General features: G+C 70.5%; 18 protein-coding genes. 12 read left to right on the top strand and 6 right to left on the bottom strand.

Annotated features, from left to right (window positions below; all coding sequences use genetic code 11):
• The first annotated feature begins 152 nt into the window (after positions 1 to 152).
• Complete coding sequence (locus tag ABMY26_RS05210) at positions 153 to 758, top strand: helix-turn-helix transcriptional regulator (protein ID WP_372394424.1); 606 nt, start codon at positions 153 to 155, stop codon at positions 756 to 758.
• Between the two features lie 70 nt (positions 759 to 828).
• Here the strand turns inward: ABMY26_RS05210 and ABMY26_RS05205 are convergent, their stop codons facing one another.
• Positions 829 to 1,623, bottom strand: a complete 795-nt coding sequence (locus tag ABMY26_RS05205) for an AraC family transcriptional regulator (protein ID WP_045586153.1) — start codon at positions 1,621 to 1,623, stop codon at positions 829 to 831.
• Positions 1,624 to 1,711: 88 nt separating this feature from the next.
• Between ABMY26_RS05205 and ABMY26_RS05200 the strand changes: the two genes are divergently transcribed.
• Positions 1,712 to 2,371 carry a DUF4410 domain-containing protein gene (locus ABMY26_RS05200; protein ID WP_372394423.1) on the top strand — a complete coding sequence of 220 codons (660 nt, stop codon included), beginning with the start codon at positions 1,712 to 1,714 and terminating at the stop codon, positions 2,369 to 2,371.
• A gap of 87 nt (positions 2,372 to 2,458) precedes the next feature.
• On the opposite strand, the gene ABMY26_RS05195 is transcribed toward ABMY26_RS05200, so the two are convergent.
• Together ABMY26_RS05195 and ABMY26_RS05190 are read right to left on the bottom strand one after the other, a co-directional pair.
• Positions 2,459 to 2,959, bottom strand: coding sequence for an OsmC family protein (locus ABMY26_RS05195; protein ID WP_372394422.1), 501 nt, complete (start codon positions 2,957 to 2,959; stop codon positions 2,459 to 2,461).
• Between the two features lie 13 nt (positions 2,960 to 2,972).
• The gene (locus ABMY26_RS05190; protein ID WP_372394421.1) at positions 2,973 to 3,866 is read right to left on the bottom strand and encodes an AEC family transporter; all 894 of its coding nucleotides are present in this window, start codon (positions 3,864 to 3,866) and stop codon (positions 2,973 to 2,975) included.
• A gap of 402 nt (positions 3,867 to 4,268) precedes the next feature.
• On the opposite strand from ABMY26_RS05190, the gene bcsA reads away from it, so the two are divergent.
• From bcsA to ABMY26_RS05160, 6 genes are all read left to right on the top strand, one after another.
• Entirely contained in the window at positions 4,269 to 6,554 is a 2,286-nt protein-coding gene (gene bcsA, locus ABMY26_RS05185) for a UDP-forming cellulose synthase catalytic subunit (RefSeq protein WP_372394420.1), read from the top strand.
• Between the two features lie 5 nt (positions 6,555 to 6,559).
• Positions 6,560 to 9,157, top strand: coding sequence for a cellulose biosynthesis cyclic di-GMP-binding regulatory protein BcsB (locus tag ABMY26_RS05180; RefSeq protein ID WP_372394419.1), 2,598 nt, complete (start codon positions 6,560 to 6,562; stop codon positions 9,155 to 9,157).
• Positions 9,154 to 10,221 (top strand): glycosyl hydrolase family 8, encoded by a 1,068-nt coding sequence (locus ABMY26_RS05175; RefSeq protein WP_372394418.1) that lies wholly within the window; start codon positions 9,154 to 9,156, stop codon positions 10,219 to 10,221. The genes ABMY26_RS05180 and ABMY26_RS05175 overlap by 4 nt, the downstream gene beginning before the upstream one ends.
• Complete coding sequence (locus ABMY26_RS05170) at positions 10,218 to 12,047, top strand: hypothetical protein (RefSeq protein WP_372394417.1); 1,830 nt, start codon at positions 10,218 to 10,220, stop codon at positions 12,045 to 12,047. The genes ABMY26_RS05175 and ABMY26_RS05170 overlap by 4 nt, the downstream gene beginning before the upstream one ends.
• Positions 12,048 to 12,057: 10 nt before the next feature.
• On the top strand, positions 12,058 to 12,798 hold the full coding sequence (gene bcsN / locus ABMY26_RS05165; protein WP_372394416.1) for a cellulose biosynthesis protein BcsN: 741 nt from the start codon (positions 12,058 to 12,060) through the stop codon (positions 12,796 to 12,798).
• A 116-nt stretch (positions 12,799 to 12,914) separates the two neighbouring features.
• Positions 12,915 to 14,639 carry a tetratricopeptide repeat protein gene (locus ABMY26_RS05160; RefSeq protein WP_372394415.1) on the top strand — a complete coding sequence of 575 codons (1,725 nt, stop codon included), beginning with the start codon at positions 12,915 to 12,917 and terminating at the stop codon, positions 14,637 to 14,639.
• A 7-nt stretch (positions 14,640 to 14,646) separates the two neighbouring features.
• On the opposite strand, the gene ABMY26_RS05155 is transcribed toward ABMY26_RS05160, so the two are convergent.
• Together ABMY26_RS05155 and ABMY26_RS05150 are read right to left on the bottom strand one after the other, a co-directional pair.
• Positions 14,647 to 18,156 carry an indolepyruvate ferredoxin oxidoreductase family protein gene (locus tag ABMY26_RS05155; protein WP_372394414.1) on the bottom strand — a complete coding sequence of 1,170 codons (3,510 nt, stop codon included), beginning with the start codon at positions 18,154 to 18,156 and terminating at the stop codon, positions 14,647 to 14,649.
• Positions 18,157 to 18,311: 155 nt separating this feature from the next.
• Positions 18,312 to 19,250, bottom strand: a complete 939-nt coding sequence (locus tag ABMY26_RS05150) for a LysR family transcriptional regulator (RefSeq protein WP_372394413.1) — start codon at positions 19,248 to 19,250, stop codon at positions 18,312 to 18,314.
• 94 nt (positions 19,251 to 19,344) lie between these two features.
• On the opposite strand from ABMY26_RS05150, the gene ABMY26_RS05145 reads away from it, so the two are divergent.
• The gene (locus ABMY26_RS05145) at positions 19,345 to 19,812 is read left to right on the top strand and encodes an ester cyclase (RefSeq protein ID WP_372394412.1); all 468 of its coding nucleotides are present in this window, start codon (positions 19,345 to 19,347) and stop codon (positions 19,810 to 19,812) included.
• A 149-nt stretch (positions 19,813 to 19,961) separates the two neighbouring features.
• On the opposite strand, the gene ABMY26_RS05140 is transcribed toward ABMY26_RS05145, so the two are convergent.
• Complete coding sequence (locus ABMY26_RS05140) at positions 19,962 to 20,174, bottom strand: DUF4167 domain-containing protein (protein ID WP_082109431.1); 213 nt, start codon at positions 20,172 to 20,174, stop codon at positions 19,962 to 19,964.
• A gap of 454 nt (positions 20,175 to 20,628) precedes the next feature.
• Between ABMY26_RS05140 and ABMY26_RS05135 the strand changes: the two genes are divergently transcribed.
• From ABMY26_RS05135 to ABMY26_RS05125, 3 genes are all read left to right on the top strand, one after another.
• Positions 20,629 to 20,838: a cold-shock protein gene (locus ABMY26_RS05135; RefSeq protein ID WP_045586163.1), complete on the top strand. Its 210-nt coding sequence runs from the start codon at positions 20,629 to 20,631 to the stop codon at positions 20,836 to 20,838.
• A 222-nt stretch (positions 20,839 to 21,060) separates the two neighbouring features.
• Positions 21,061 to 21,429 (top strand): DUF6481 family protein, encoded by a 369-nt coding sequence (locus ABMY26_RS05130; protein ID WP_372394411.1) that lies wholly within the window; start codon positions 21,061 to 21,063, stop codon positions 21,427 to 21,429.
• A gap of 370 nt (positions 21,430 to 21,799) precedes the next feature.
• Positions 21,800 to 23,080: a DEAD/DEAH box helicase gene (locus ABMY26_RS05125; protein ID WP_245636876.1), complete on the top strand. Its 1,281-nt coding sequence runs from the start codon at positions 21,800 to 21,802 to the stop codon at positions 23,078 to 23,080.
• The last annotated feature ends 281 nt before the right edge of the window (positions 23,081 to 23,361 follow it).

Below are 23,361 nucleotides of genomic sequence, written 5' to 3'. Positions count from 1 at the left end.
GGCCGCCCGGCCATTGCAACGAGCCATTGCATCGGCATGGCGGAGCGGCTAAAATTCCAAGGACAAACTTGGTTTATTCGGTGGCGGGTAATATGTCAAGTCATGGCTTGGAAAATTGCGCCTCATCCTCGACGGCTGCGACCGACAGGCTGTTGACCGTCCTGAAGACGCACGGTCCCCAGACCACGGCGGAATTGGGGCAGGCGCTTGGAACGACGGCGGAGAACGCGCGCCAGCAGTTGGGCAGGCTCGCGGCCGAGGGCCTGGTCGAGGCCCGTGCCCGGTCGCGCGGGGTGGGCCGGCCGGCCCAGGTCTGGCATCTGACGCAGGCCGGCCACGCGCGCTTTCCCGATGCCCATGCCGAGTTGGCGGTGCAGCTGATCCGCGCCATCGGCGAGACGCTGGGGCAGGAGGCGCTCGATGCGCTGATCACGGCGCGCCGGGACGACGCCGCGGCGCATTACATGGCGGAGTTGAGGGATGCGACTGCCGTGAAGGACCGCGTGGCGGGCATGGCGGCGATCCGAAGCCGGGAAGGCTATATGGCCGACTGGTGGGAGGAGGCGGACGGTACGCTGCTCCTCGTCGAGAACCATTGCCCGATCTGCGCCGCCGCCGCCACCGATCAGGGCTTTTGCCGTGCGGAACTGGACGTTTTCCAGCGGGTGCTCGGGGACGATGTTCCGGTCCGGCGCATCGAGCATATCCTGGACGACAAGCGGCGCTGCGCCTATCGGATCGCGCCGGCGCCGGTATGAGACGGGGCGCACGGCCCGGCCCGGCCCGGCGTGACGAGGGCGAGGGCGATGGCGGGCGACGAGGACCGCGCTATTTGCCGGCGGTCAGGGTACGGGCCAGCACCTTCGGACTCATCCCCGTGTGGCGCTGGCACAGCGCCACGAAGCTGCTGATGCTGTCATAGCCGAGCATGAAGGCGGTATCCGTTACCGACCTGCCCGCCGCAAGCAGGTCGATGCCGTGCATCAGCTTGGCGATCTGGAGCCACTCGCCCACCGGCAACCCGGTGTCGAGCCTGAACTTGCGGGTGAGGCTTCGGCGCGACATGCCCGCGGCGGCAGCGATCTCATCGAGCCCGACCTGCTCGTCCGGCCGGTCCATCCACGTTTCCACCGCACCGCGCAGGCGACTGTCCTGCGGCATCGGGAGCATCATGAGCCCGCCCCTGGCCTCGATCAACTCGTCTTGCAGGACAGCGAGCAGTCGTCCGGTTGCGCCGGAGATTACCGGATGCAGCCGAGCGGCAGCCAGCCGCTCGACCAGGGCGCCGACCAGGGGGGTGCAGCGCATCACCGCGGGCTCATCGGGAAAGCCCTGGCAGAACTCGGGCGCGAGATAGAGCCGGACGCCGTCGGTATTGGCGGTGTCGCCGGCATGGTCGGTGAAGGGAGGCACCCAGCACAGGTGGCCGGCGGGGATGAGCCAACGGCCGGTCGGCGACTGCGATCTCATATATCCCGACCGAAGCAGGAAGAACTCACCATGCGGATGGCGATGGGCGCCACGGGCGAAATGATCGTCCCCGCCGGTCGCCGCGCTGCGCAGCGCGGCGCCGTCGAGCCCGTCGAGGGCAGGGGCATCGGCTCCCGGCCAGATCGCTGCCATTGGCCCAAAACCATCAAAACTTGACCTGTTGCAAGACGCGCACCTTAGTTGGTTCCGGCATAAAGGCAAGGCATTGCAGGAGGTCGCCATGTCTTTGTTCCGTCCGGGGTCCGCACGCGCGGCCCGGCTGCTCGTCATCGCTGCCGCCCTGTCGATTGCGGGATGTGCCGGCACCACCGTGCACGAGGTTGCGAGCCGGCCGCCGACCCTGTCTTCGCTTCCCCCGAGAAGCATCGGGGTGGTCATCGAGGACGAAAGCCTGCCGCCGGAGAAGCCGTCTCGCCGCGCACGCCAAGCCGCCGACCTGCGCACCGTGTCCGCTGCGCTCTCGGAGCGCATCCCGAAGCTCCTTGCCTCCCATCGCCTTGCCGTGGTGCCGGCCGGGCAGCCTCCGGACCTGATCCTGCGGTGCCGCATTCTGGCTCTCCGCAGTGGCAGCAAAGCACTTCGCGTGTTCGTCGGCTATGGTGCCGGCAAGACCGTGTTGCAGGTCGGCGTGACCTTGGCCGATCCGGCGGCGCGCGACGCGCCTCTGCTCGACTTCGCGACACACTCCACGACCGGGAGCATGCCGGGTGGTGGCTATGGCATTCCCGCGCTGGTGGGCGAAGGGCTCAAAGCGCTGCAGAAGGACGGCCTTGCCGTCGAGGTCGACCAGACCCTGCAGGCGATAGACAGTCGGGTCGGCGCCTACTTCCTGTCGCAAGGCTGGCCCTACCCGACGCTCCCGCAGCAGGGGGAGCCATGAGGCAGCCCATGCAGCCGCGCAACCCGGAAGTTCCGCCATCCATGGCCGAGCGTCGTACCCACCGGCTGCCGGTCCGGGCAAGCCTGCCTAGCCGGCCGAAACCTCGACCTCGACCCCGACCGCCGGCTCGTGCCGCACCGGGAAATTGACCGAGCGGGCGATGAAGCACTTTTCCGCCGCCTCATGGTGCAGGGCCAGCGCCTTCTCCATGTCCGCCGCCCCCGCTCCCGGCGCCAGCGTCACCCGCGGGCGGAGGACGACGGCGCTGAACTGGCCGGCGCCGCTCGATTCCTCGACCATCACCCCCTCGGCCTCGTCGGCATAGGCGGTGACGACGATCCCGGCGGCGGCACAGAGATGCAGGTACCAGAGCTGGTGGCAGGAGGACAGCGCGGCGACCAGCAGCTCCTCCGGGTTCCAGCGCGCCGGATCGCCGCGGAAGGCGGGATCGGCCGAGCCGGGGATCGCCGGCTTGTCCCCCGCGCCCAGCCTGTGGTCGCGGCTGTAGCCCCGGTAGGACGAGGTGCCGCTGCCGAGATTGCCGGTCCAGTCGAGCCGCACGGCATAGCGGTGTTCCCTATGCGTCATCGAACCCCTCCGTCTATTGCATCACCACCATCAGCAGCACCGGCAGCCCGACGAAGGCCATGGCGGTGGATCCCAGCACCATGCCCGCCACATCCTCCGGCGCATTGTCGTAACGCAGCGCCCACAGATAGTTGAAGACGGCGACCGGCATCGAGCTCTGCACCAGCACCACGCCGCGGGCCGCCCCGGTCAGCCCCATCGCCCAGGCGACCAGCAGCCCCATGGCGAAGCCCACCCCCAGCCGGAAGGCCGACATCGACAGCGCCCGCACCGCCCCCGACAGGCGCAGCTTCGACAGCGCCACCCCCAGCGAGAACAGCATCAGCGGCACCGCGCAGTTGCCGAGCAGCGTGGTGGTGTTGCCGATCCACACCGGCAGCGGCACATCGGCCAGCTGGACCGCCACCGCCAGCCCCACCGCATAGATCGTCGGGGTGCGCACCATCTGCCCCAGGTCGAAGCGCCCGGCGGCCAGCGCCGGGCCGAGCGTGAACTGCCCGACCGACATGACGGCATAGAACAGCACGGCAAGGCTGAGGCCGCTCTCGCCGAAGGCGAACAGGCAGACAGGCAACCCGAGGTTGCCAGCATTCGGGAAGGCCATCGCCGGCACATAGACCCGCAGCGGCAGCCCCGCCGCCCGCAGGACCGGCACCGACGCCAGCGCGGTCAGCCCCATGCAGGCGGTCGCCGCGAGCGCCATCTCGCCCATGGCTCCGGCCGACAGGTGCAGCCGGGTCAGCGCGGAGAAGACGAGGCAGGGCGACGACACGTTGATCGCGAAGGTGGTGATGAAGGCGCTGTCATAGGGGAGGCTGGCGCGGGTCCAGCCATATCCCAGCGCCGCCACCACGAACACGGGGGCCAGCACGGCGAAGGCGTCGGACAGAAGGGCGAAGGCGGGCATCGGCGCTGACGGGAACCTGTGCTGCAACCGGTGGCGGGGCGGGCGAACTGTCCGCCACCATGGCGGCATTCCCACCCGGCGTCACCTCCGCGGGGCGGGGGCCGGGCGCAGGGCAGCCTCGCAAAAAAAGCCGCCCGTCCCGCCCGCCCCGGGATGTGCAATCTCCCGCTGTGGCGGAGCGGCGGCACCTGCCGGTAACCCCGAGTCGCCAGGGCCGGGCCATGGCGCTACAGTCGCCCCCAGTCGTCGCCAGTGGGTGGCCGGCCGCTCCGGCCGCAACGACGGCCCGGTCGCGCTCGCTTTTGTGCAAAATTTAACATAAGGCAGTAACGATTTGTAACGAGGCTTGAGCGACAAGAGGGCACCCACTAGGGTAAGACTGGACTCATTCCGCGGATTTGCATGACACCTTCGCCGGGCGCCAAGACCGTTGTTCGACCCCTGAACAATAAGGCGCAATACGCCAAACGACAGCCCAGCCCGAACAGTCGCCGTTTCTCGCTGCGGTCCGTTCTGCTCTGGATTCTTTTGTTGCTGTCCGCCGGCTTGTTTCTTGCGCTGGCAGCCTTGCCCGTCGGGCGACTTGCAAGTGCCGCGATCTCTGTCGGCGTGGTTGTGGCCGCCTTCGTGCTGGGGCGCTTCGCCCAGCGATTCTGGCACGCCCGCACCCTGACCGTGCTGCTGCTGGCCTTCGTCACCTTCCGCTATTTCTTCTGGCGGCTGACCGGCACGCTGCCGCCGGTGGACGATCTGGTCAACTTCGTTCCCGGCGTGACCCTGTTCGCGGCGGAGGCGCTGTCCTTCGTCCTGTTCCTGACCTCGCTGTTCGTCATCATCGATCCCATCGCCCGCGAGCCGTCGGAGCCGACCGGCGATCCCGCCCTGTGGCCCAGCGTCGACGTCTACATCCCCTCCTACAACGAGGAGCCGGAGCTGCTGGAGACGACGCTGGCCGCCGCGGTCTGCATCGACTATCCGCGCGACAAGCTGCATGTCTATCTGCTGGACGACGGCGGCACCGACCAGAAGCTGGCCCATGCCGACCCGGAGCAGGCGGCGGCGGCATTGCGGCGGCGCGAGACGCTGACCGCGCTGTGCGACAGGCTGCAGGTCACCTACATGACCCGCCCGCGCAACGAGCATGCCAAGGCCGGCAACATCAACCACGCCTTCCAGAAGACGTCGGGCGACCTGGTGCTGATCCTGGACGCCGACCATGTGCCGACGGTGGGCATCCTGAAGGCGACGGTCGGCTTCTTCCAGCAGGACAACGGCCTGTTCCTGGTCCAGACGCCGCATTTCTTCGTCAACCCGGATCCGGTCGAATACAACCTCGGCACCTTCGAGCGGATGCCGAGCGAGAACGAGATGTTCTACTACTCGATCCAGCCGGGGCTCGACCGCTGGAACGGCTCCTTCTTCTGCGGCTCCGCCGCCGTCCTGCGCCGGGCGGCGCTGGAGGAGGTCGGCGGCTTCAGCGGCGACACGGTGACGGAGGATTGCGAGACGGCGCTTGAGCTGCATTCGCGCGGCTGGCGCAGCGTCTACCTGCCGCGCCCGCTGATCGCCGGGCTGCAGCCGGAGACCTTCGACAGCTTCATCGCCCAGCGCTCGCGCTGGACCCAGGGCATGATCCAGCTCTTCCTGCTGAAGAATCCGCTGCTGAAGCGCGGGCTGACCGTCTCGCAGCGCCTGTGCTATCTCAGCACGATGCTGTACTGGTTCTTCTGGTTCTGGCGGCCGATCTTCCTGCTGTCGCCGCTGTGCTACGCGCTGTTCGGGCTGGAGATCTACCGGATCAACCTGCCGGACTTCGCCTGCTTCGTCATCCCGCACGTCTTCGCCGCCGCCTTCCTGTCGCAGTTCCTGCACGGGCGGATGCGCTGGCCGCTGTTCTCCGAGCTGTACGAGTATCTCCAGTCCTTCCATGTTTCCCGCGCGGCGCTGGCGACGCTGATCCGGCCGCGCGACCCGGTGTTCAAGGTCACGGCCAAGGGCCAGTCGGTGGAGCAGGACGGCTTCTCGCCGCTTGCCACCCCCTTCATCGTCACCACCCTGCTGCTGCTGGCCGGCCTGGCGATGTGCGCCTGGCGCTATTCCGTCTTCCCGGAACACCGCGCCGCCATCCTGCCGGTGGCGGTGTGGAACTCGCTGAGCCTGCTGCTGGCGCTGGGCGGCCTCGCCGTCGTCTACGAGCGCAAGCGCGTCCGCCGGCAGGAGCGCTTCACCGTCGACCGCCCGGCCGTGCTGACGCTGGCGGACGGCAGCGCCATCGACCTGTCGGTCGCCGACGTGTCGGCCGGCGGCGTCGGCCTGCTGGCCGATCCGCGCTGGCGCGAGCAGCTGGCCCGGCCGGACGCGGCGCCGGTGCTGACCATCACCGCGACCGAGACGGAGGCGGCGACCACCACCGGCGTCCGCATCCACCGCATCGAGATGCGGGGCGGCGAGCTGGCGGTCGGCGCCGGCTTCGCCCCGCGCGACCGCCAGGACATCGTCGAGATGGCGCGCTTCGTCTTCGGCAACAGCGTCGGCTGGGACGATTTCCTCGACCGCAAGCGGGTGGGTGCCCCGACCTTCTTCGGCGGGCTGCTGTTCTTCGCCACGCGGGTGGTGCCGCGGCTCGGGCATGTGCTGCTGGCGCTGCCGGGCGCCCTGCGCCGCATCCTGACCTTCCAGGCGCCGTAGCGATCATGTCCGGTTCGTGCGCACATACCGCCGGCCGCCGCCGGCCCGGCCGGGCTCTGCCGGCCCTCCTGTCGGCGGCCCTCCTCCTGCTGGCCCTCTCGCTGTGGCTCGGCTGGGCCGCCCCGGCGCTGGCCGCCGACAAGCGGGTGATCCCGCTGTCGAACCTGCGCGACGGCCAGGCCGAGGTCACGCTGCATGGCGAGACGGAGACGGTGGCGCTGCGCGCCGTCCTGCCGCCGGTGGTCGGGCTGACCTCCGTGGTGCTGGCGCTGACCTATGAGAACGGCATCGACATCCTGCCCGAGAAGGGCTCGATGTCGGTCTTCATCAACGGCTCGCCGGTGGCCGACCTGCCGCTCGCCGCCTTCAAGGGTCCGGTCAATGCCGCCATCACCCTGCCGGCCAGCCTGATCCGGCCGGGCGAGAACCGGATCGTCTTCCAGACCAACGCCCAGCACCGCGCCATCTGCACGGTGCGCGGCACCTACGACCTGTGGGCGCGGATCGACCTTGCCGCCTCGTCGCTGACGCTGGTGTCCGACGGCGGCGTCCCCACGCCCGACCTCGCCATGATGCGCCAGCTGCTGGCCGCATCCGACCGTGCGCGCGAGCCGCTGGCGATCGTCGAGCCCGGCGGCGGGATCGACGCCGACGAGCTCGGCTGGGGCTCGATGGTGGCCCAGTCCTACGGCCTGCTGCTGGGCGACCAGACGCCGCGGGTGGTGGCGGTTTCCGTGCCGCCGAAGGGGGCGGAGGCTGGAGCGGCCGGTTCCGTGCCGATGCTGGGGCCGACGCTGGAAAGCCTGCCGCTGCCGGGCGGCAAGGCCATCCTGATCGGCACCCGCGACCGCATCGCCCCGCTGCTGGGCGAGGCGCGCGCCGCGGCCATCACCGGCCCCTTCCTGGCCGTCTACCCGCTGCCGGCCGGCGGCGGTACCGGTGGCGGCACCGGTGGCGGGGCCTTCGTCGCCGTCGCCTCCGGCCGGACCCAGCAGGAGGTCGATCAGGCGGTGATGCGGCTGGCCGACGTCACCCGGCCGCTGCCGACCCAGAGCTCGACGATCGTCGCCGACGCGGCCGGCCCGCCTGCCGTCGCGCCGCGCGTGCCGGTCCAGGCGGAGGGGCGCTACCGCCTGTCGGAGCTGGGCTTCCAGACCGTCCGGCACAGCGGCTACCGCTATGCCGGACGCTTCGGCCTGACCCTGCCGACCGGCTTCGCCCCGGTCAGCGACCGCTCCATCCTGTTCCACGTCAATGCCGCCTTCGAGGGCGACCTCGGCCCCGGCGCGATCCTGAACGTCCGGGTGAACGGCCAGCCCGCCGGCGCCATGGAGATCGACAAGCGCTCCAGCAGCATCGTCGAGAATGGCGAGATGCCGCTGCCGATGACGCTGTTCCGCCCCGGCCCGAACCTGATCGAGGTCGAGGCGGAACTGCCGCCGGCCGGCGGCACCGACTGCGTCTTCGCGGTGCGGCGGCCGACCTTCACCCTGTTCGACAGCTCCGCCATCGAAATCCCCGGCTTCGCCCGGCTGGTCACCCTGCCCAGCCTGGGCGGCTTCGCCAACACAGCATATCCCTATGGCGGCACCGCCGGGACCGAGCCGGCGCCGCCCTTCGACCTCGTCGTCGTCGGGCGCGACCCGGCCTGGTTCGGCGCCGCCTGGAGCCTGACCGCCCGGCTGGCGCAGCGGGCGGGCGAGCCGATGACGGTGGTGCCCTATGTCGGCTGGGACGGCGGGCCTGCCGACAACGCGCTGATCGTCGGGCCGGTGGCGGCGCTGCCGCAGGCGGTCTTCGCCTCGGCCCCCATCCCGGCCGACCGGCTGGCCGGGCTGCTGGAGGCGGGCTCGCTGATCGCCCAGGCCGGCGCCCGCGGCGAGCCGATGCCGGCGGCCGACCGCCGGGCGCTGGTCGACCGGCTGCGGCTCGGTTGGTCGGGCATTCCCGCCCGCCAGGGCAGTGCGCGGGCCGGCGCGGTGTCGGCCATGGGGCTGGCCGGCAGCGCGCTGGCGGCGGACGGCGGCGCCCAGGGCGGCGTCCAGGGCGGCTCGCAGGACCGCTGGCAGCGCATGGCCGGCGACGCCAAGGATGCCGGAGCCTCCGGCGGCTGGATCCCCGACTGGGCCCGGCGGGCCATGGCGGCGGCGGCGCGCTACGTCAACCACTGGACGGCGGAGGATGCGCCGGTCGACGTCGTCGCCCTGACCGAGAACACCGAGACGCTGCCCGAAGCCGCCCTGCTGCAATACCGCGCGCCGGGCACCGAGACGCTGACCTGGACGCTGCTGACCGCCTCGGATTCCCGTTCGATCGACCGCGCCATGCGCAGCCTGGGCGAGGCGGGGCAGTGGGACAAGCTGCGCGGCGGCGGCGCCTTGTGGAGCAGCGCCGCGCCGGCCGTCACCACGCTGGAGGCGTCGCGGCCCTACCAGATCATCCTCAACCCCTTTGACATCGGCAACCTGATCCTGATCCTGGCGCGCAACCTGTCGCAGCGGATCGAGCTGCTGTTCGCGCTGCTGATGGGGACGGCGGTGCTGCTGACGGTCGCCATGCGGCTGCTGCTGAAACACGGGAATCGGGAACGGAGCGGGTCATGACGGCGACACGGCGCGAGGTGCTGATCGGGACGGCCGCCCTCGGGCTGGCGGCGGCACTGCCGGCGGCGGGGCCGGGGCTGGTGGGCGGAGCGCTGGCGGCGCCGTTCGACGGGTCGGCATGGCGCCGCTACGCCGACCGCTTCCTGCAGCCGGACGGGCGGATCGTCGACAGCGGCAACAAGGGCGTCAGCCATTCCGAAGGGCAGGGCTACGGCATGCTGCTGGCGGTGGCGGCCGGCGACCGCGCCGCCTTCGACTGCCTGTGGGGCTGGACCCAGCGCATGCTGATGGTGCGCGGCGACGGTCTGGCCGCCTGGCGCTGGATGCCGGACGGCGGCGTCACCGACCGCAACAACGCGTCGGACGGCGACATGCTGATCGCCTGGGCCCTGCTGCGCGCCGCCGAGACCTGGGGCGACGGGGCCTACCGCAGCGCCGCCATCGCCATCGTCAGGGCGCTGGCCGCCGCGGTGCTGGTCGAGCAGGCCGGGCTGACCGTGCTGCTGCCGGGGCGCGACGGCTTCCGCAAGGGCGACGCGCTGGTGCTCAATCCCAGCTATTGGATCTTCCCGGCGATCCGCGCCTTCGCCGCCCTGCCCGACGGGGGACGCTGGGGCCGGCTGGCGGAGTCCGGCCTCGTCCTGCTGTCGAAGGCCCGCTTCGGCGGTTTCCAGCTGCCGCCGGACTGGCTGGCGCTGGACGCGGACGGCGCCGTCGCCGTCGCCGACGGCTTCAAGAAGCAGTACGGCTACGACGCGGTGCGGGTGCCGCTGTATCTGGCCTGGGACGGCTATCGCGATCCCTATTATTTCCGTCCCTACGCCATGCTGGCGGCGAGATATGGCGGGGCGGCGATCCCCGCCACCGTGTCGCTGCCGGGCGGCACCACCACCCAGGTCGCGGCGTCGGTCGGCATGCTGGCGGTCTACCGGCTGGCCTCGGCGCTTGCCGGGGCGGGCAATGCGGTGACGGTGCCGCCGCTGGCGCCGGACGAGGATTACTACTCCAGCACCTTGGCCCATCTATCCGCGCTGGCGGCGCAAAGCCTGGGGATCGAGCCGTGACCCGTCCTGCCTTCCGCACTCTTCCCGCCCTCCTTCTCGCCGGTGCGGCAACGCTGTGCTGCGGGACCGGCGCCTGGGCGCAGGCGAACGGCGGCGGCCGGGCGCTCGCCCCCGGCGTGAAGGTGGAGGTGGCGCCGGCGCCCGGCAGCGGCTCCGCGCCCGCCGCCGGCAAGGTGGACGAGACGGCGCTGCGCTATTACGCCCGCATCGGCGACGTCGAGCGGCTGGAGGCGGAGATCGCCCGGCTGCGCGCGCTCGACCCCGGCTGGGAACCGCCCAAGGATCTGTTCGCGCCGCAGCCGACCGCCCCCGGCGTCGACGAAAGCCCGTTCTGGGCCCAGCTTTCCGCCGGCAAGGTGGCGGAGACGCGCGCCGCCATCGCCGAGCAGCGGCGCAAGACCCCCTCCTGGCAGCCGTCGCAGAAGCTGCTGCAGGAACTCGACCTCGCCGAGGGGGCCGGCCGCCTGCGCTCGGCCAGCGACACCAAGCGCTGGCAGGACGTGATCGACGCCGCCGCCGCCCAGCCGGAGGCGGTGGCCTGCAACCGGCTGGACAATGCGTGGCGTCTGGCCGAGGCCTATGCCGAGCTGAAGCAGGCCGACCGCGCCTTCGAGACCTACCGGACCGTCGTCACCACCTGCCCCAAGGCCGCGGAGCGGCGCGACACCATCTTCAAGGCGTCCCGTTATCTGAGCCCGGAGCGGCTGCGCGAGCTGACGGCGCTGGGCGCCACCGCCAACCCGGCGGCGGGAGAGGATTATTCCACCGTCCGCGCCGTGGAGGCGGAGCTGGAAACCGGCCGCCTGCTGGACCGGCTCGGCGCCGCCGGCGCGGGGGCCAAGGCGGGCGCCCTGTCGGAGGCCGACCGCTCGCGGATCGAGGGCATCGTCCGCGAGAAGCAGGACGCCGACGGCGCCATCGCGCTCGGCTGGTATTTCCAGCGGCAGAAGAACTATGCCGAGGCCCAGGCCTGGTTCTCCCAGGCCAACGGCTGGGCGCCCTCCGACAAGGCGGCGGAAGGGCTGGTGCTGGCCTACAACGGGTTGGGCGAGAAGGCGCAGGCCCGGGCCGCCGCCGCCCCCTGGAAGGGCAAGTCCTCCCGCATCGATCAGGCGCTGAAGGCGGTCGACCCGCCGCGCGGCCCGGCCGGCGGCTCCGGCCGTCCCAGCGGCCCGCAGGGGCCGAGCCCGCTCGACCGGGCGCTGGCCCGCCACGATTATGCCGAATGCCTCGGCATCATCCGCAGCGCCATCGCCCGCAGCGGCCCGACCGCCGCCCTGCTGCAGCAGCGCGGCTGGTGCCTGCTGGAGATGAAGCGCCCGTCGGAGGCCGAGGCCGCCTTCGCCGAGGCGCAGGTCCTGGCGGCGCGCGAACCGGCCAAGGGTGAACCGGCCAGGAGCGGAAGCTCGGGCAAGGGCGCCGCCTCCGGCCTGCCGCAGGCGGCGACGCGCGAGCAGGAGAACGTCTATGGCCAGGCGATCGCCCGGCTGACGACCGGCGACGTCGTCGGCCTGACCCGCGACCTGCCGCGCGCCAACATGACCGCGGCGCAGAAGGCGGAGATCCGGGTCGCGCTGCTGGCGACCGAGGCCAACCGGGCGCTGGAGGACAAGCGCTACAACGACGTGCTGCGCCTGCTCGACGCCCGCAAGGCGCTGGAGCCGGAACCGCGCAATCTCGGCATCGTGCGCGGCTGGGCGCTGTACAACCTGATGCGCTACGACGAGGCCTATGCCCAGTTCAAGGCCATCGACGACCGGCTGAGCACCGAGGACTCGCGCGAAGGCCTCAGCATCACCTGGAAGACCATCTACCATGACTGGTAAGGGGACCGCGATGACTGGAACCTCCAGCGGAAGCCGCGCCGGGCTCCGCCCGCACCGCGCATCCGGGACGGCGATGCGGACCGCGACACGGGGCGCGACACGGGGCGCAACATGGGGGGTGCTGGCCGCTTGCGTCCTGCTGACCTCGGGCTGCGCCGGCTGGGTGCGCGACAACCTGACCCAGTCGCCGACGCCCTGGCGGCGGATCCAGCCCGCGGCCCTGCCGGTGACGCTGCCGGAGAGCCGCGATTTCCCCATCGTCGCGGCGCGGACGCGCGACACCGGGACGGTCTACAAATCCTACATCGTCGTGCTGGGCAACCCGACGGTGCTGCCGGGCGAGAACCGCCTGTCCATCGACGTGCAGACCCTGCCCGACAGCCTGATGGGCGCGCTGGTCCAGCCGCCGCGCATCTTCCCGGTGCCGCTCTACACCATGGAGACGCTGACGGCGGCGACGGCGCGCGAGTTCCCGGAGATGCGCGTCAAGGTAGCGGATTACGCCCGCCGCAACCGCTACGGCGACTACGACTATGTCACCGCGCAGGATGCGGAGAATTCCTGCGTGCTGGCGTGGCAGCTGATCACCGACCGCAAGCGGGTGCTGCCGGAGCGGATCGAGGCGGTGCGGCTGGAATACCGCGCCTGCGGCGTCGGCTCCGATGTCCGCGCCCTGCTGGCGCCCTTCGACGCCATGACGATGACCCTGCCGGAAACCATGCTGGAGGCGCCGGACCCGGACGGCCCTTGACCGGACCGACCAAACGCGGACCTGTCCAAACGCTGGCCTGTCCAAACGCGACAGCGGCCCGTCTTTGCTGTAATCAGGGGTGGTCCTGCACTCCCCGATGACAGAGCCGGCTGCCGATGACCACCGTTTCCGAAGCCCTGCGCATCGCCGTCGGTCTGCACCAGGGCGGCCGGCTGGCCGAGGCGGCGGACATCTACCGCAAGATCGTCCAGGCCGCCCCCGGCACGGCCGATGCGTGGCATCTGCTGGGGGTTCTGAACCACCAGTCCGGCCAGTCCGGCGAAGCGGTGCGCCTGATCGGCGAGGCGATCCGGCGGGATCCCCTCTGCGCCGCCTACCATGACAATCTCGGCTCTGCTCTGCGCGCACTGGGGAAGGCGGCGGAGGCCGGCGGCCGGCACCGGGCGGCGCTGGCGCTCGATCCCGGCTGGGTCAAGCCGTTCGGCAATCTGGCCGGCGCCCTGACCGACCTGGGCGACGGCCCTGCCGCCGCCGCCGCCCTGCGCCGTGCCCTGCGGCTGTCGCCGGACAGCGACTCCCACTTGCTGCGGCTCGGCGATTGCCTCTATGCGCAGGACCGCATCGCCGAGGCGGAGGAGGCATACCGCCGCCTGGACATGCTCCAGCCCGGCCGCCCCGACTGCCTGTACCGGCTGGGCCTCTGCCGGCTGGCGGACAGCCGGCTGATGGCGGCCACCCTGGCCACCGCCGGGCGACTGGTCGACCGCGCGGCGATGGCGGAGGCGGTCGACGCCTTCGCCCGCGCCGCCGCCGGCGGCCATGCCGCCAGCAGCGCGGATGCCGGCCGCAACCTGTTCGGCACCGCCATCGTCGCCCTGCAGACCGGGGTGATGGAGGACGGGATGCTGGCGCGGGTCGCGGAGGCCGGGCGCCGCCGGCTGATGGCCGAGCCGCGCGACGGCGGCGCCCCCTCCGCCGTCCTCTCCTCCGCCCTCTCTGTCGTCTGCTACCACCTCTACCGCAAGGGACGGCTCGACCTTGCCCGCCGCTATTTCCGCAAATACGCCCGCCACTGGCCGGCGCAGGCGATCGCCGCCGATTTCGAGATGCTGCTGTGGTCGATGGTGCGCAGCGAAGCGGCCTTCTTCGACCGGCTGGCCGCCGAGCCGCCCGGCCTGTTTGCCGGCACCGGCCGCCGCATCGCGGTTCCGCCGCGCGCCGATGGCCGGCCGATCCTGCTGGTGGGCTGCGACGAATCCTATTGGCAGCGGTTCGGCGCCGCCTTCCTGGCGTCGGCGCGCACGCACGCCCCGTCCTGCGCCGTGCATGTGCATGTCGTCAACCCGTCGGTCGGGACCGAAGCGGCGCTCGTAGAGCTGGCCCGCGCCGGGGAGCCCGCACTGTCCCTGTCCTTTGAGACCGTCGAACTCGGCGGTTTGCCCGACCCGGTGCGGCTGACCTGGTTCGCCTCCGCGCGCTTCGCGGTGACGCAGCAGCTTCTGCGGCAAGGGCCAGGGCAGGGGGGCGGCCCGGTGATCCAGGTCGACGTCGATGCGCTGCTGCTCGCCGATCCGGGGGCGGCGCTGGCCGGTTGGGGGGACTGGGATGTCGCGGTGATGCAGGACCGGCGGGGCCGCGGGCCGACCCGCGATTTCCTGGCCGGATTCCTGGCCTTCAACCGGACGCCGGCCGCGCAGCGCTACCTCGACCTCGTGGTTGCCTATATCGGCCGGCATTTTGCGGAGGGGCGGGCCTATTGGGGGCTCGATCAGGCCGCCCCCTTCTGCACCCACGATTACATGGTCCGCGCCGGCTGCGCGCCGGCCCTGGTCCGTTTCGACTTCCAGACCTTTCCCTTCCTGCATTTCCTGGAGAAGTGACCCCGCCTCACGCCGCCTTGGCCGTCCGGTCGCGCAAGCTGTCCTCCAACGCCCGCCAGCGCGGCTCGACCGTTTCCCATGCGCGCTGCTTGACCGGCCCGAAGCCGCGGATCTCCTGCGGCAGCGCCGCCAGCTCCACCGCGGCGGCGAGCCGGTCGGCGCTCAGCCGCTCCGCGATCTCCGCCACCGTGGCCTCGTATCGGACGATCAGGGCGCGCTCCATCCGGCGCTCCGCCGTATGGCCGAACGGGTCGAACGCCGTGCCGCGCAGCCGCCGGCAGGCCGCCAGCCCGCGGAACAGCGGCAGCACCCAGGCGCCCAGCGCCATCTTGCGCGGTTCGCCATGGCCGTCGGTCTCCCGCGACAGCAGGGGCGGGGCGAGGTGGAAGACCGGCTTCCAGTCGCCTTCGAACCGCTCGCCCAGGCTCCTGGCGAAGGCCGGATCGGCGTGCAGCCGCGCCACCTCGTATTCGTCCTTGTAGGCCATCAGCGTGAAGGCGCTGCGCGCCACCGCCTCGGCCAGCGCGGTCGAACCGGGGGCGACCCGCGCCTCGGCCTGTCGCGCCCGCTCGACCAGCGCGCGGTAGCGTTCGGCATAGGCGCGGTCCTGGTACTCGGTCAGGAAGCCGGCCCGCCGCTCGACGATGGTGGCGAGATCGCCCGCGGGCGCCTCCTCCTCGACGCCCAGCCCGGCCAGAACCTCCGGCCGATGGGCTGCGAGCCGGCCGAAGGCGAAGGCGCGCAGGTTGGCGGCGACCCCGGTGCCGTTCAGCTCGATGGCGCGGGTCAGCGCCTCCAGCCCGACCGGCAGCAGCCCCTTCTGGAAGGCGACGCCCATCAGGAAGACGTTGGCGAGGATGCTGTCGCCGAACAGGGCGGTCACCACCCGGTTGGCGTCGACCGCCTCGACCCGGTCGGCCCCGGCGGCGCGGCGCAGGCTCCGCAGCAGGGCGCCGGCATCCGGCAGCTTGCTTCCGTCGCGGGTGAAGGCGCCGGTCGGGGCGACATGGCCGTTCGCCACCACCCGCGTCCGCCCCAGCCGCACCGTCTTCAGCGCGTCCGGCGAGGCGGCGACCAGCGTGTCGCAGGCCAGCACCAGCTGCGCCCGTTTCGGGTCGATGCGCGACTGGTTCAGCCTTGCGGCGTCTTCCGCCACCCGCAGATGGCTGTAGACCGCGCCGCCCTTCTGCGCGAAGCCCATGAAGTCCAGCACCGAGGACGCCTTGCCCTCCAGATGCGCCGCCATCGCCAGCAGCGCGCCGATGGTGACGACGCCGGTGCCGCCGACGCCGACGATCAGGATCTCCGCCGGTTCCTCCCTCATCGCCGCCGCCGGCAGCGGCAATCCCGCCAGCTCGTCGGCGAAGCGGGCGGCGACCCGGTCCGGATCCGGCTTGCGCAGGCTCCCGCCGACCACCGAGACGAAGCTCGGGCAGAAGCCGTCGGCGCAGGAATAATCCTTGTTGCAGCTGGATTGGTCGATCTGCCGCTTCATGCCGAACTCGGTCGGCTTGGGCTGCACCGACAGGCAGTTGGACTTCCGGCCGCAATCGCCGCAGCCCTCGCAGACCAGATCGTTGATCACCATCCGCCGCGCCGGGTCGGCCAGGGTGCCGCGCTTGCGGCGGCGGCGCTTCTCGGCGGCGCAGGTCTGCTCATAGACGATGGCGGTGACGCCGGGGATGCCGCGCATCTCGCGCTGGACGGCGTCGAGCGTCTCCCGGCGATGCACCGTCGTGAAGGGGGCCAGCCCCGACCGGCTGTCGTATTTCTCCGGCGCGTCGCTGACCACGGCGATGCGGGTGATGCCCTCCGCCGCCAGCTGGCGAGTGATGGCGTCGACCGAGATCGGGCCGTCGACCGGCTGGCCGCCGGTCATCGCCACGGCATCGTTGAACAGGATCTTGTAGGTGATGTTGACCTTGGCGGCGACCGCCTGCCGGATCGCCAGCAGCCCGGAATGGAAATAGGTGCCTTCCCCCAGATTCTGGAACATGTGCGGGCGCTTGCTGAAGGGAGCCTGCCCGACCCAGCTCACCCCCTCGCCGCCCATCTGGCTGAGGCCGACGGTGTCGCGGTCCATCCAGGACGCCATGAAATGGCAGCCGATGCCGGCCATCGCCTTGCTGCCGTCGGGCACCCTGGTCGAGCTGTTGTGCGGGCAGCCGGAGCAGAAATAGGGCGTGCGGGCCAGCGCGGGGGCGGCGGGCGTCTCTCCCGGCAGCAGCCCGGCCAGCAGCTCGGCCAACCGCCCGGTAAGGTCGCGCTGCGGGAAGCGGCGGCGGATGCGCTCCACCAGCGCCCGGGCGACGATCCATGGGCGCAGCTCGCCGGTGGCCGGCAGCAGGGCGGCGCCGGCCTCGTCGGTCTTGCCGACCACGGCGCGCGGCCGCTCCCCGGCCGGCAGATGGTAGAGCAGATCCTTCAGCTGGCCCTCGACCACCGGGGCCTTCTCCTCCACCACCAGGATCTCCTCGGCCCCGCGGGCGGCCGACAGGGCGAAGCCGGGCTCCAGCGGCCAGGACAGGCCGATCTTGTGGACCGACAGCCCGATCTCCGCCGCCTCGGCCGGGCCGATGCCCAGCACCCGCAGCGCCTCCATCAGGTCGAGATGCGCCTTGCCGGCGGTGAGGATGCGCAGCCAGCCGCCGGTCCCCAGCACCGTGCGGTCGATGCGGTTGACGCCGGCGAAGGCCTTGACCGCCGCGACCTTGGCGGCCAGCCGCTCCTCGATGGCGAGGCCGGGCAGGTCGGGCCAGCGGTAATGCAGCCCGCCCGGCGGCGGCTCGAACGCCACCGGCAGGAACGGCGCATCGAGCCGTGGCAGACGCACGGTCGCCGCGCTTTCCACCGATTCCGAGATCGCCTTGAACCCGACCCAGGCGCCGGAGAAGCGCGACAGCGCGTAGCCATAGAGGCCGAACTCCAGATAGTCGCGCACGCCGGCCGGGTTCAGCACCGGCATCGACCAGGCGATCATGGCGAGGTCGCTCTGGTGCGGCATGCTGGACGACACGCAGCCATGGTCGTCGCCGGCCACCGCCAGCACGCCGCCGCGCGGCGAGCTGCCATAGGCGTTGGCATGCTTCAGCACGTCGCCGGAGCGGTCGACCCCCGGCCCCTTGCCGTACCACAGGCCGAACACGCCGTCGACGGTGCCCTCGCCGGAGGATTCGACCTGCTGCGACCCCATCACCGCGGTCGCGCCCAGATCCTCGTTGACGCCGGGGACGAAGGCGATGGCGTGGCTGTCCAGATGCGGCCGGGCCTGCCACAGCGCCTGATCGAGCCCGCCCAGCGGCGAGCCGCGATAGCCGCTGACGAAGCCGGCGGTGTTCAGCCCGGCCCGCCGGTCGCTGTCCGCCTGGAGCAGCAGCAGCCGGACCAGCGCCTGGGTTCCCGACAGGTAGACCTGCCCCTCGGCGCGGGTGTAGCGGTCGTCCAGGCGATAGCCGCGGTCGATCGCGGCGGCTTCGGCGCACAGGCCGCCCCGCAGACTGCTCGGCATGCCGTCCATGTCCCGTCCCCTCGATTATCGTTCGTTGGGACGAGTGTGCGCCCTTCGCAGGCAAATGATTTTGCGGGTTGGCCGGGGATGGCGGGGGTTCGGAAAATCCTGTTGCGGATTGTTGGCGTGCTGAGCGAAATCCTTGCGCGGTCCAGCCGGCGCCGTTACCGGTTCGGCTGCTCCGCCTGACGCAGGCCGGCGCGGGGTGGGACCGACGTCAGCAGGTCGCGGAACCACCGCTGCGCCGGATGGACATCGTTGCGGCGGTGCCAGGACAGGGCGAAGGGGATCGACGGCAGGTCCAGCGGGGCCGGCATGATGCAAAGCCGCTCCGCATGGCCCGACGCGGCGACAACGCCTTCCATCAAGGTGGCGACCATATCCGACCGGGCCACGAGGACCGGGGCGGCGTACAGGTGCGGCAGCGTCAACGCCAGCCGGCGCTTCAGGCCCCGCTTGGCCAGGGCCGCATCGACCACCCCGTAGCTGTCGTTCTCCGGCGACACCAGAAGGTGCGAATGCTCCAGGAAGCTGTCGAGCCGGAGAGGCGGGCGCAGGGTCGGATGTCCCTTGCGGACGACGCAGACGAAACGTTCCTCGAACAATGGCCGGCTGAGGATCCTGACGGTGGGCGTCGGCGGCACGCCCACCGTCAGGTCGACCTTGCCCGTGTCGAGCATGCCGATGGCATCGTCCCGCGCGATGAAATTGCGGATGCGCAGGGTGATGCCGGGAGCCTGTTCGCGCAACACCTCCAGCAAGCTCGGCAGCAGGGCGTAGGTCGGGTGTTCCGACAGGCCGAGGCCGAAGCTGGCGGTCGAGGTCGACGGATCGAAGCTCTGCGTGAACTCCAGCGCCCGCTGGAGTTCGGCAAGGGCGTGGGTGATCGGCTCCGCCAGGTCGAGCGCGAGCGGCGTCGGCTGCAGCCCGTTCGGCCCGCGGACGAACAGCTCATCCTTCAGCAGCCCGCGCAGGCGCGCCAGGGCGGCGCTCATCGCCGGCTGGGTGCGGCCGATGCGCGTCCCGGCCCGCGTTACGCTGCGCTCGGCCATCAGGGCGTCGAAGGCCACGAGCAGGTTCAGGTCGATGCCATGCAAATCCATGACATGGATGTTGCCACATATCAAAGATCGATTTCAAACATGAACCGGCGCCGGGTAACGTCCCCTCATCGCACCGCAGTCAGGAGACGCCACGATGACACCGAAGACCGAAACGCCGGCCGAAACCGGCCTCACGCCACTGGACCGGCTGGCGATCGAGACGCTCTACCGTGCCTTCAGCGAAGGCAACCCGGACCTTCTCGACGAGGCCGTGACCGAGGATTGGCAGGACATTCCCCTCAATCCGGGCCAGCAGCCGGGGCGCGAGGGGATGAAGCCGCTGATCCGCGCGTTCCGTGCCGCATTCCCGGACACGACCATCGAGATCCTGGAGATCGTCGGCGCCCCTGGCCGGGCCGCCGTGCGCGCCGTGATGACCGGAACGCACAGCGGCGACTGGTTCGGGATCGCCCCGACCGGCCGCTCCTTCCGGATGGCGATCCACGAGTTCCACCGCATCGCCGACGGCAGGCTGACCCATACCTGGCACCTGGAGGATTGGTTCGGCTGGATGAACCAGATCGGTGCCCGCCCTGTCCTGACGCAGGAGACCGCTCGATGAAAGCCATCCGGCTGTCCGCCTGCGGCGCGGGTTCCAGGCGGCTGGCTTCAGGCGGCGTCGACCCGCAGGGACCGGCGCGGCGGAGCGTCTTCCAGCCCATGGAAACGGCACCGCCACAGCGACTCCCGCGATGGAGCGACAGCTTGGTTTCATTCCTGTCCGCGTGAGACGCGAAACCAATGCTCGGCGTATTGCCGGCAGAGTTCCGCTTCCACGCCGTCACCGGCGCGTTCGGCATCGACGGCGCGGGCGAGCCACTGAGACTGTTTTTGAAGCGCCGATCCGTTCACACGGGCAGGTGTCGGTCGAACCCCGGCCGAAGCGGCGGTGGGGCGGGACTTGCTGAAATTCGGTCGCGGCATTGGTACGCGGGGCCTGGAGGGTGGCATTGGGCCTACCGGCTTCCTTGGATGGAATCGAGGGTCATCCTCTGACCCGGCAAAGTCTACGCCGCGCATCGCCACGATGCGCGAAAATTCTCCGGTGCCGCGACGGCACCAACATCCGCCGGCATTCCTGGAATGCGGTGCGGTGCGGTGATTGTCGTCACTCCATGTCCGGTATGTGGCTTCGGCGACAGCAAAAACACCAATGCCGGCCTGACGTCAAAGCCGTAATCCGGCAATAAAATCGGGAATTTCCACTCGGCGGTATTTTTGCGCTTGTAAGAATCCGGGGCATATCTTATTTTCTGTTGGTCGACGTTGCTCTGGGCTTTGTTATTCTGATCCTGAACAAGGATCTGGGTCTCTTCCCGTAGTGAATTGATGCCCTGTCCAATGTTGTGCAGGGCAACGCCAGGAAGGGGACTGACCCATGGCTATCGGTACCGTCAAGTTTTTCAACGCCACCAAGGGCTTCGGCTTCATCCAACCCGAAGACGGCACGCCCGACGTGTTCGTTCACATCTCCGCCGTCGAGCGCGCCGGGATCAGCAACCTCGGGGAAGGCCAGAAGCTTTCCTTCGACGCGATCCGCGATCCGCGCCGTGGCAAGGTCGCTGCGGAAAACCTGCGCGCGCTGTGAACGCAGCGGGTTCGGAAAAGAAGGGCGGCTCAGGCCGCCTTTTTTCGTACCGAAATCCTTTTGCACTGAAATCCGGGACCACCGCCACCGGGACCGCCGGCGCTTGATCCCGGTGCCGCATCGCCACCTTCGGTGCCCGCGCCTGATGCAAGGCGTGCCCGATGCGGGACTTGCCTGACGGCCTGCCTTGGGGGCAGGGCCGAATTCACGAAATGGACAGACATGAACGGTTTTAAGGACGCAGGGCTCTCGGAGCGCCTGAATACGGCTGCGGGCGCAAAGAAGGCCCTGCTCGAGAAATTCAAGGCGCAGCCCGGCGTGAACGATCCTGCCTTCGCGGAGCGGGAAGAGGCCCGGCGTGCCGTGCGCCTCGCCCGCGAGGCCCGCGAGGCCGAACGTCGTGCCGCGCGCGACGCCCGCAAGGCCGCCGAGCAGGAGGCATTGCAGGCGGAACAGGCCGAGCGGGCCGCCCGCGAGGCATTGGAGGCCCAGGAAACCGCCCAGCAGGCCGCGAGCCGGGTGGCCATGGCGGCGGAGGCGAAAATTGCCCGCGACGCCCGCTATGCAGCCCGCAAGGCCAGGAATCGCTAACGCACCGCGTTGGACGGCAGGAGACGAGAAGCGGAAAATCGGGAGATCTCTGCCATTCCGCTTCAAGTCTCCACAGGCCATGCGATAAATACTGCGCATGGCTGGCAAGCATCCGGCTTCGCTCCCGAACGCCGAATAATCTTGATATTGCGGCGCAATGCCCTATTCTACGCATATTGATCGCTGGAGGCTTGAACGTCTCTTGAGAGAGACGCGGTAGGTTTCATGGCGTGGCACTCTGCCGCGCTCCTCAGCAAGTCGCAACTCCCTCGTTCGACCCCCCTCCTGGCGAGATAGCCGGCGCTTGACCGTTCCCCAATCGGGGGCGTGGTCCGCTTTGCGCCGTCATGCTTGTGGAAGGTTCCACTCCTTGTCCGAACTGATTGTTTCCGAACAGACTTTCGCTGAACTCGGCATTCATTCCAAAATCGCCCAGGCTCTCGGTGAGCATGGCTACACCACGCCGACGCCGGTCCAGGCGGCCGCCATCCCGCCGGCGCTTGCCGGCCGCGACATCCTCGCCACCGCCGAAACCGGCACCGGCAAGACCGCGGCCTTCATGCTGCCGGCCCTGACCCGCGTGGCCGAAATGCCGGTTCCGGGCATTGCCGCGCCGCGCATCCTCGTGCTTGCCCCGACGCGTGAACTGGCCAGCCAGGTCACCCAGGCGGCGCGCAAATACGCCCGGCCGCTGCGCATGAACATCATCGACGTGGTCGGCGGCATGCCGTATGGCGAGCAGCTTCGCATGCTGTCGCGCCCGGTGCATGTCGTGGTGGCGACGCCTGGGCGCCTGATCGACCACATCGACCGTCAGCGGATCGATCTCAGCGCCGTCGAGGTGCTGATCCTCGACGAAGCGGACCGCATGCTGGACATGGGCTTCCTCGACGACGTCGAGCGGATCGCCGATGCCTGCCAGGCCGGCCGCCAGACGCTGCTGTTCACGGCCACGCTGGACCGCCGCATGGCCCAGCTGGCCGGCAAGCTGCTGCGCAACCCGGAACGCGTCGCCGTCGAAAGCCAGGCCACCGCGATCAACGTGGAACAGCGCCTGCACCATGCCGACGACATGGACCACAAGCGCCGCCTGCTGATGCACTTCGCCGGCCAGGAAGAGGTCGGCAAGGCGATCATCTTCGCCGCGACCAAGCGCGATGCCGACGCGCTGGCCGAGGAGCTGAGCGCCGCCGGCCATGCTGCCGCCGCCCTGCACGGCGACATGGACCAGTCCAAGCGCAACCGCACGCTCCAGCGCCTGCGCACCGGCCAGGTCCGCCTGCTGGTGGCGACCGACGTGGCGGCACGCGGCATCGACGTGCGCGACATCACCCACGTCATCAACTTCGACCTGCCGCGCTCGGCCGAGGACTATGTCCACCGCATCGGCCGCACCGGCCGGGCGGGCGCATCGGGCATCGCGGTGTCCTTCGCATCCCGATCCGATCGCGACACGCTGTCCCGCATCGAGCGCTTCACCGGCGCGACGCTGGCGATCCACACGATTTCGGGCATCGAGCCGCAACGCTCCTTCTCCGGCGGTAGTGGACGGCCGGCGGGCCGCCCGGCCGGTGGCCGCGGAGGAGCGAGGCCGTGGCAGCGCGACGGCGGCCAGGGCAGGCCGTCGCAGGCCCGCGCCGGCCGCTGGTAAGCGCGGTTCAGGCAGTACGAGACCGAACAATCAGGCGCGGTTCCCCCGGGGACCGCGCCTGATGTCTTGTGGGCCTGATGGCGGCGTCGGGCAATGCCACGGAAAAATGGGGCCGGCCGGTCCGGACGGTGCGTCGTCCGGATGGCGCCGATCCCGATACCCGACAATCGGGAATTCAGGAATTGGGCGGCAATCCAGTCCTTTCCGCGACAATGGCCGGATGCCCCCGGCCGCTCCCTCATGCGACCGCTGGGACGGCCAGCCTCTAAGCAAAAAATCCC

The organism is Azospirillum sp. HJ39, from assembly GCF_041507355.1.
Classification (GTDB): Bacteria; Pseudomonadota; Alphaproteobacteria; order Azospirillales; family Azospirillaceae; genus Azospirillum; species Azospirillum thiophilum.
This window is presented reverse-complemented; position numbering and strand designations above follow the sequence as displayed.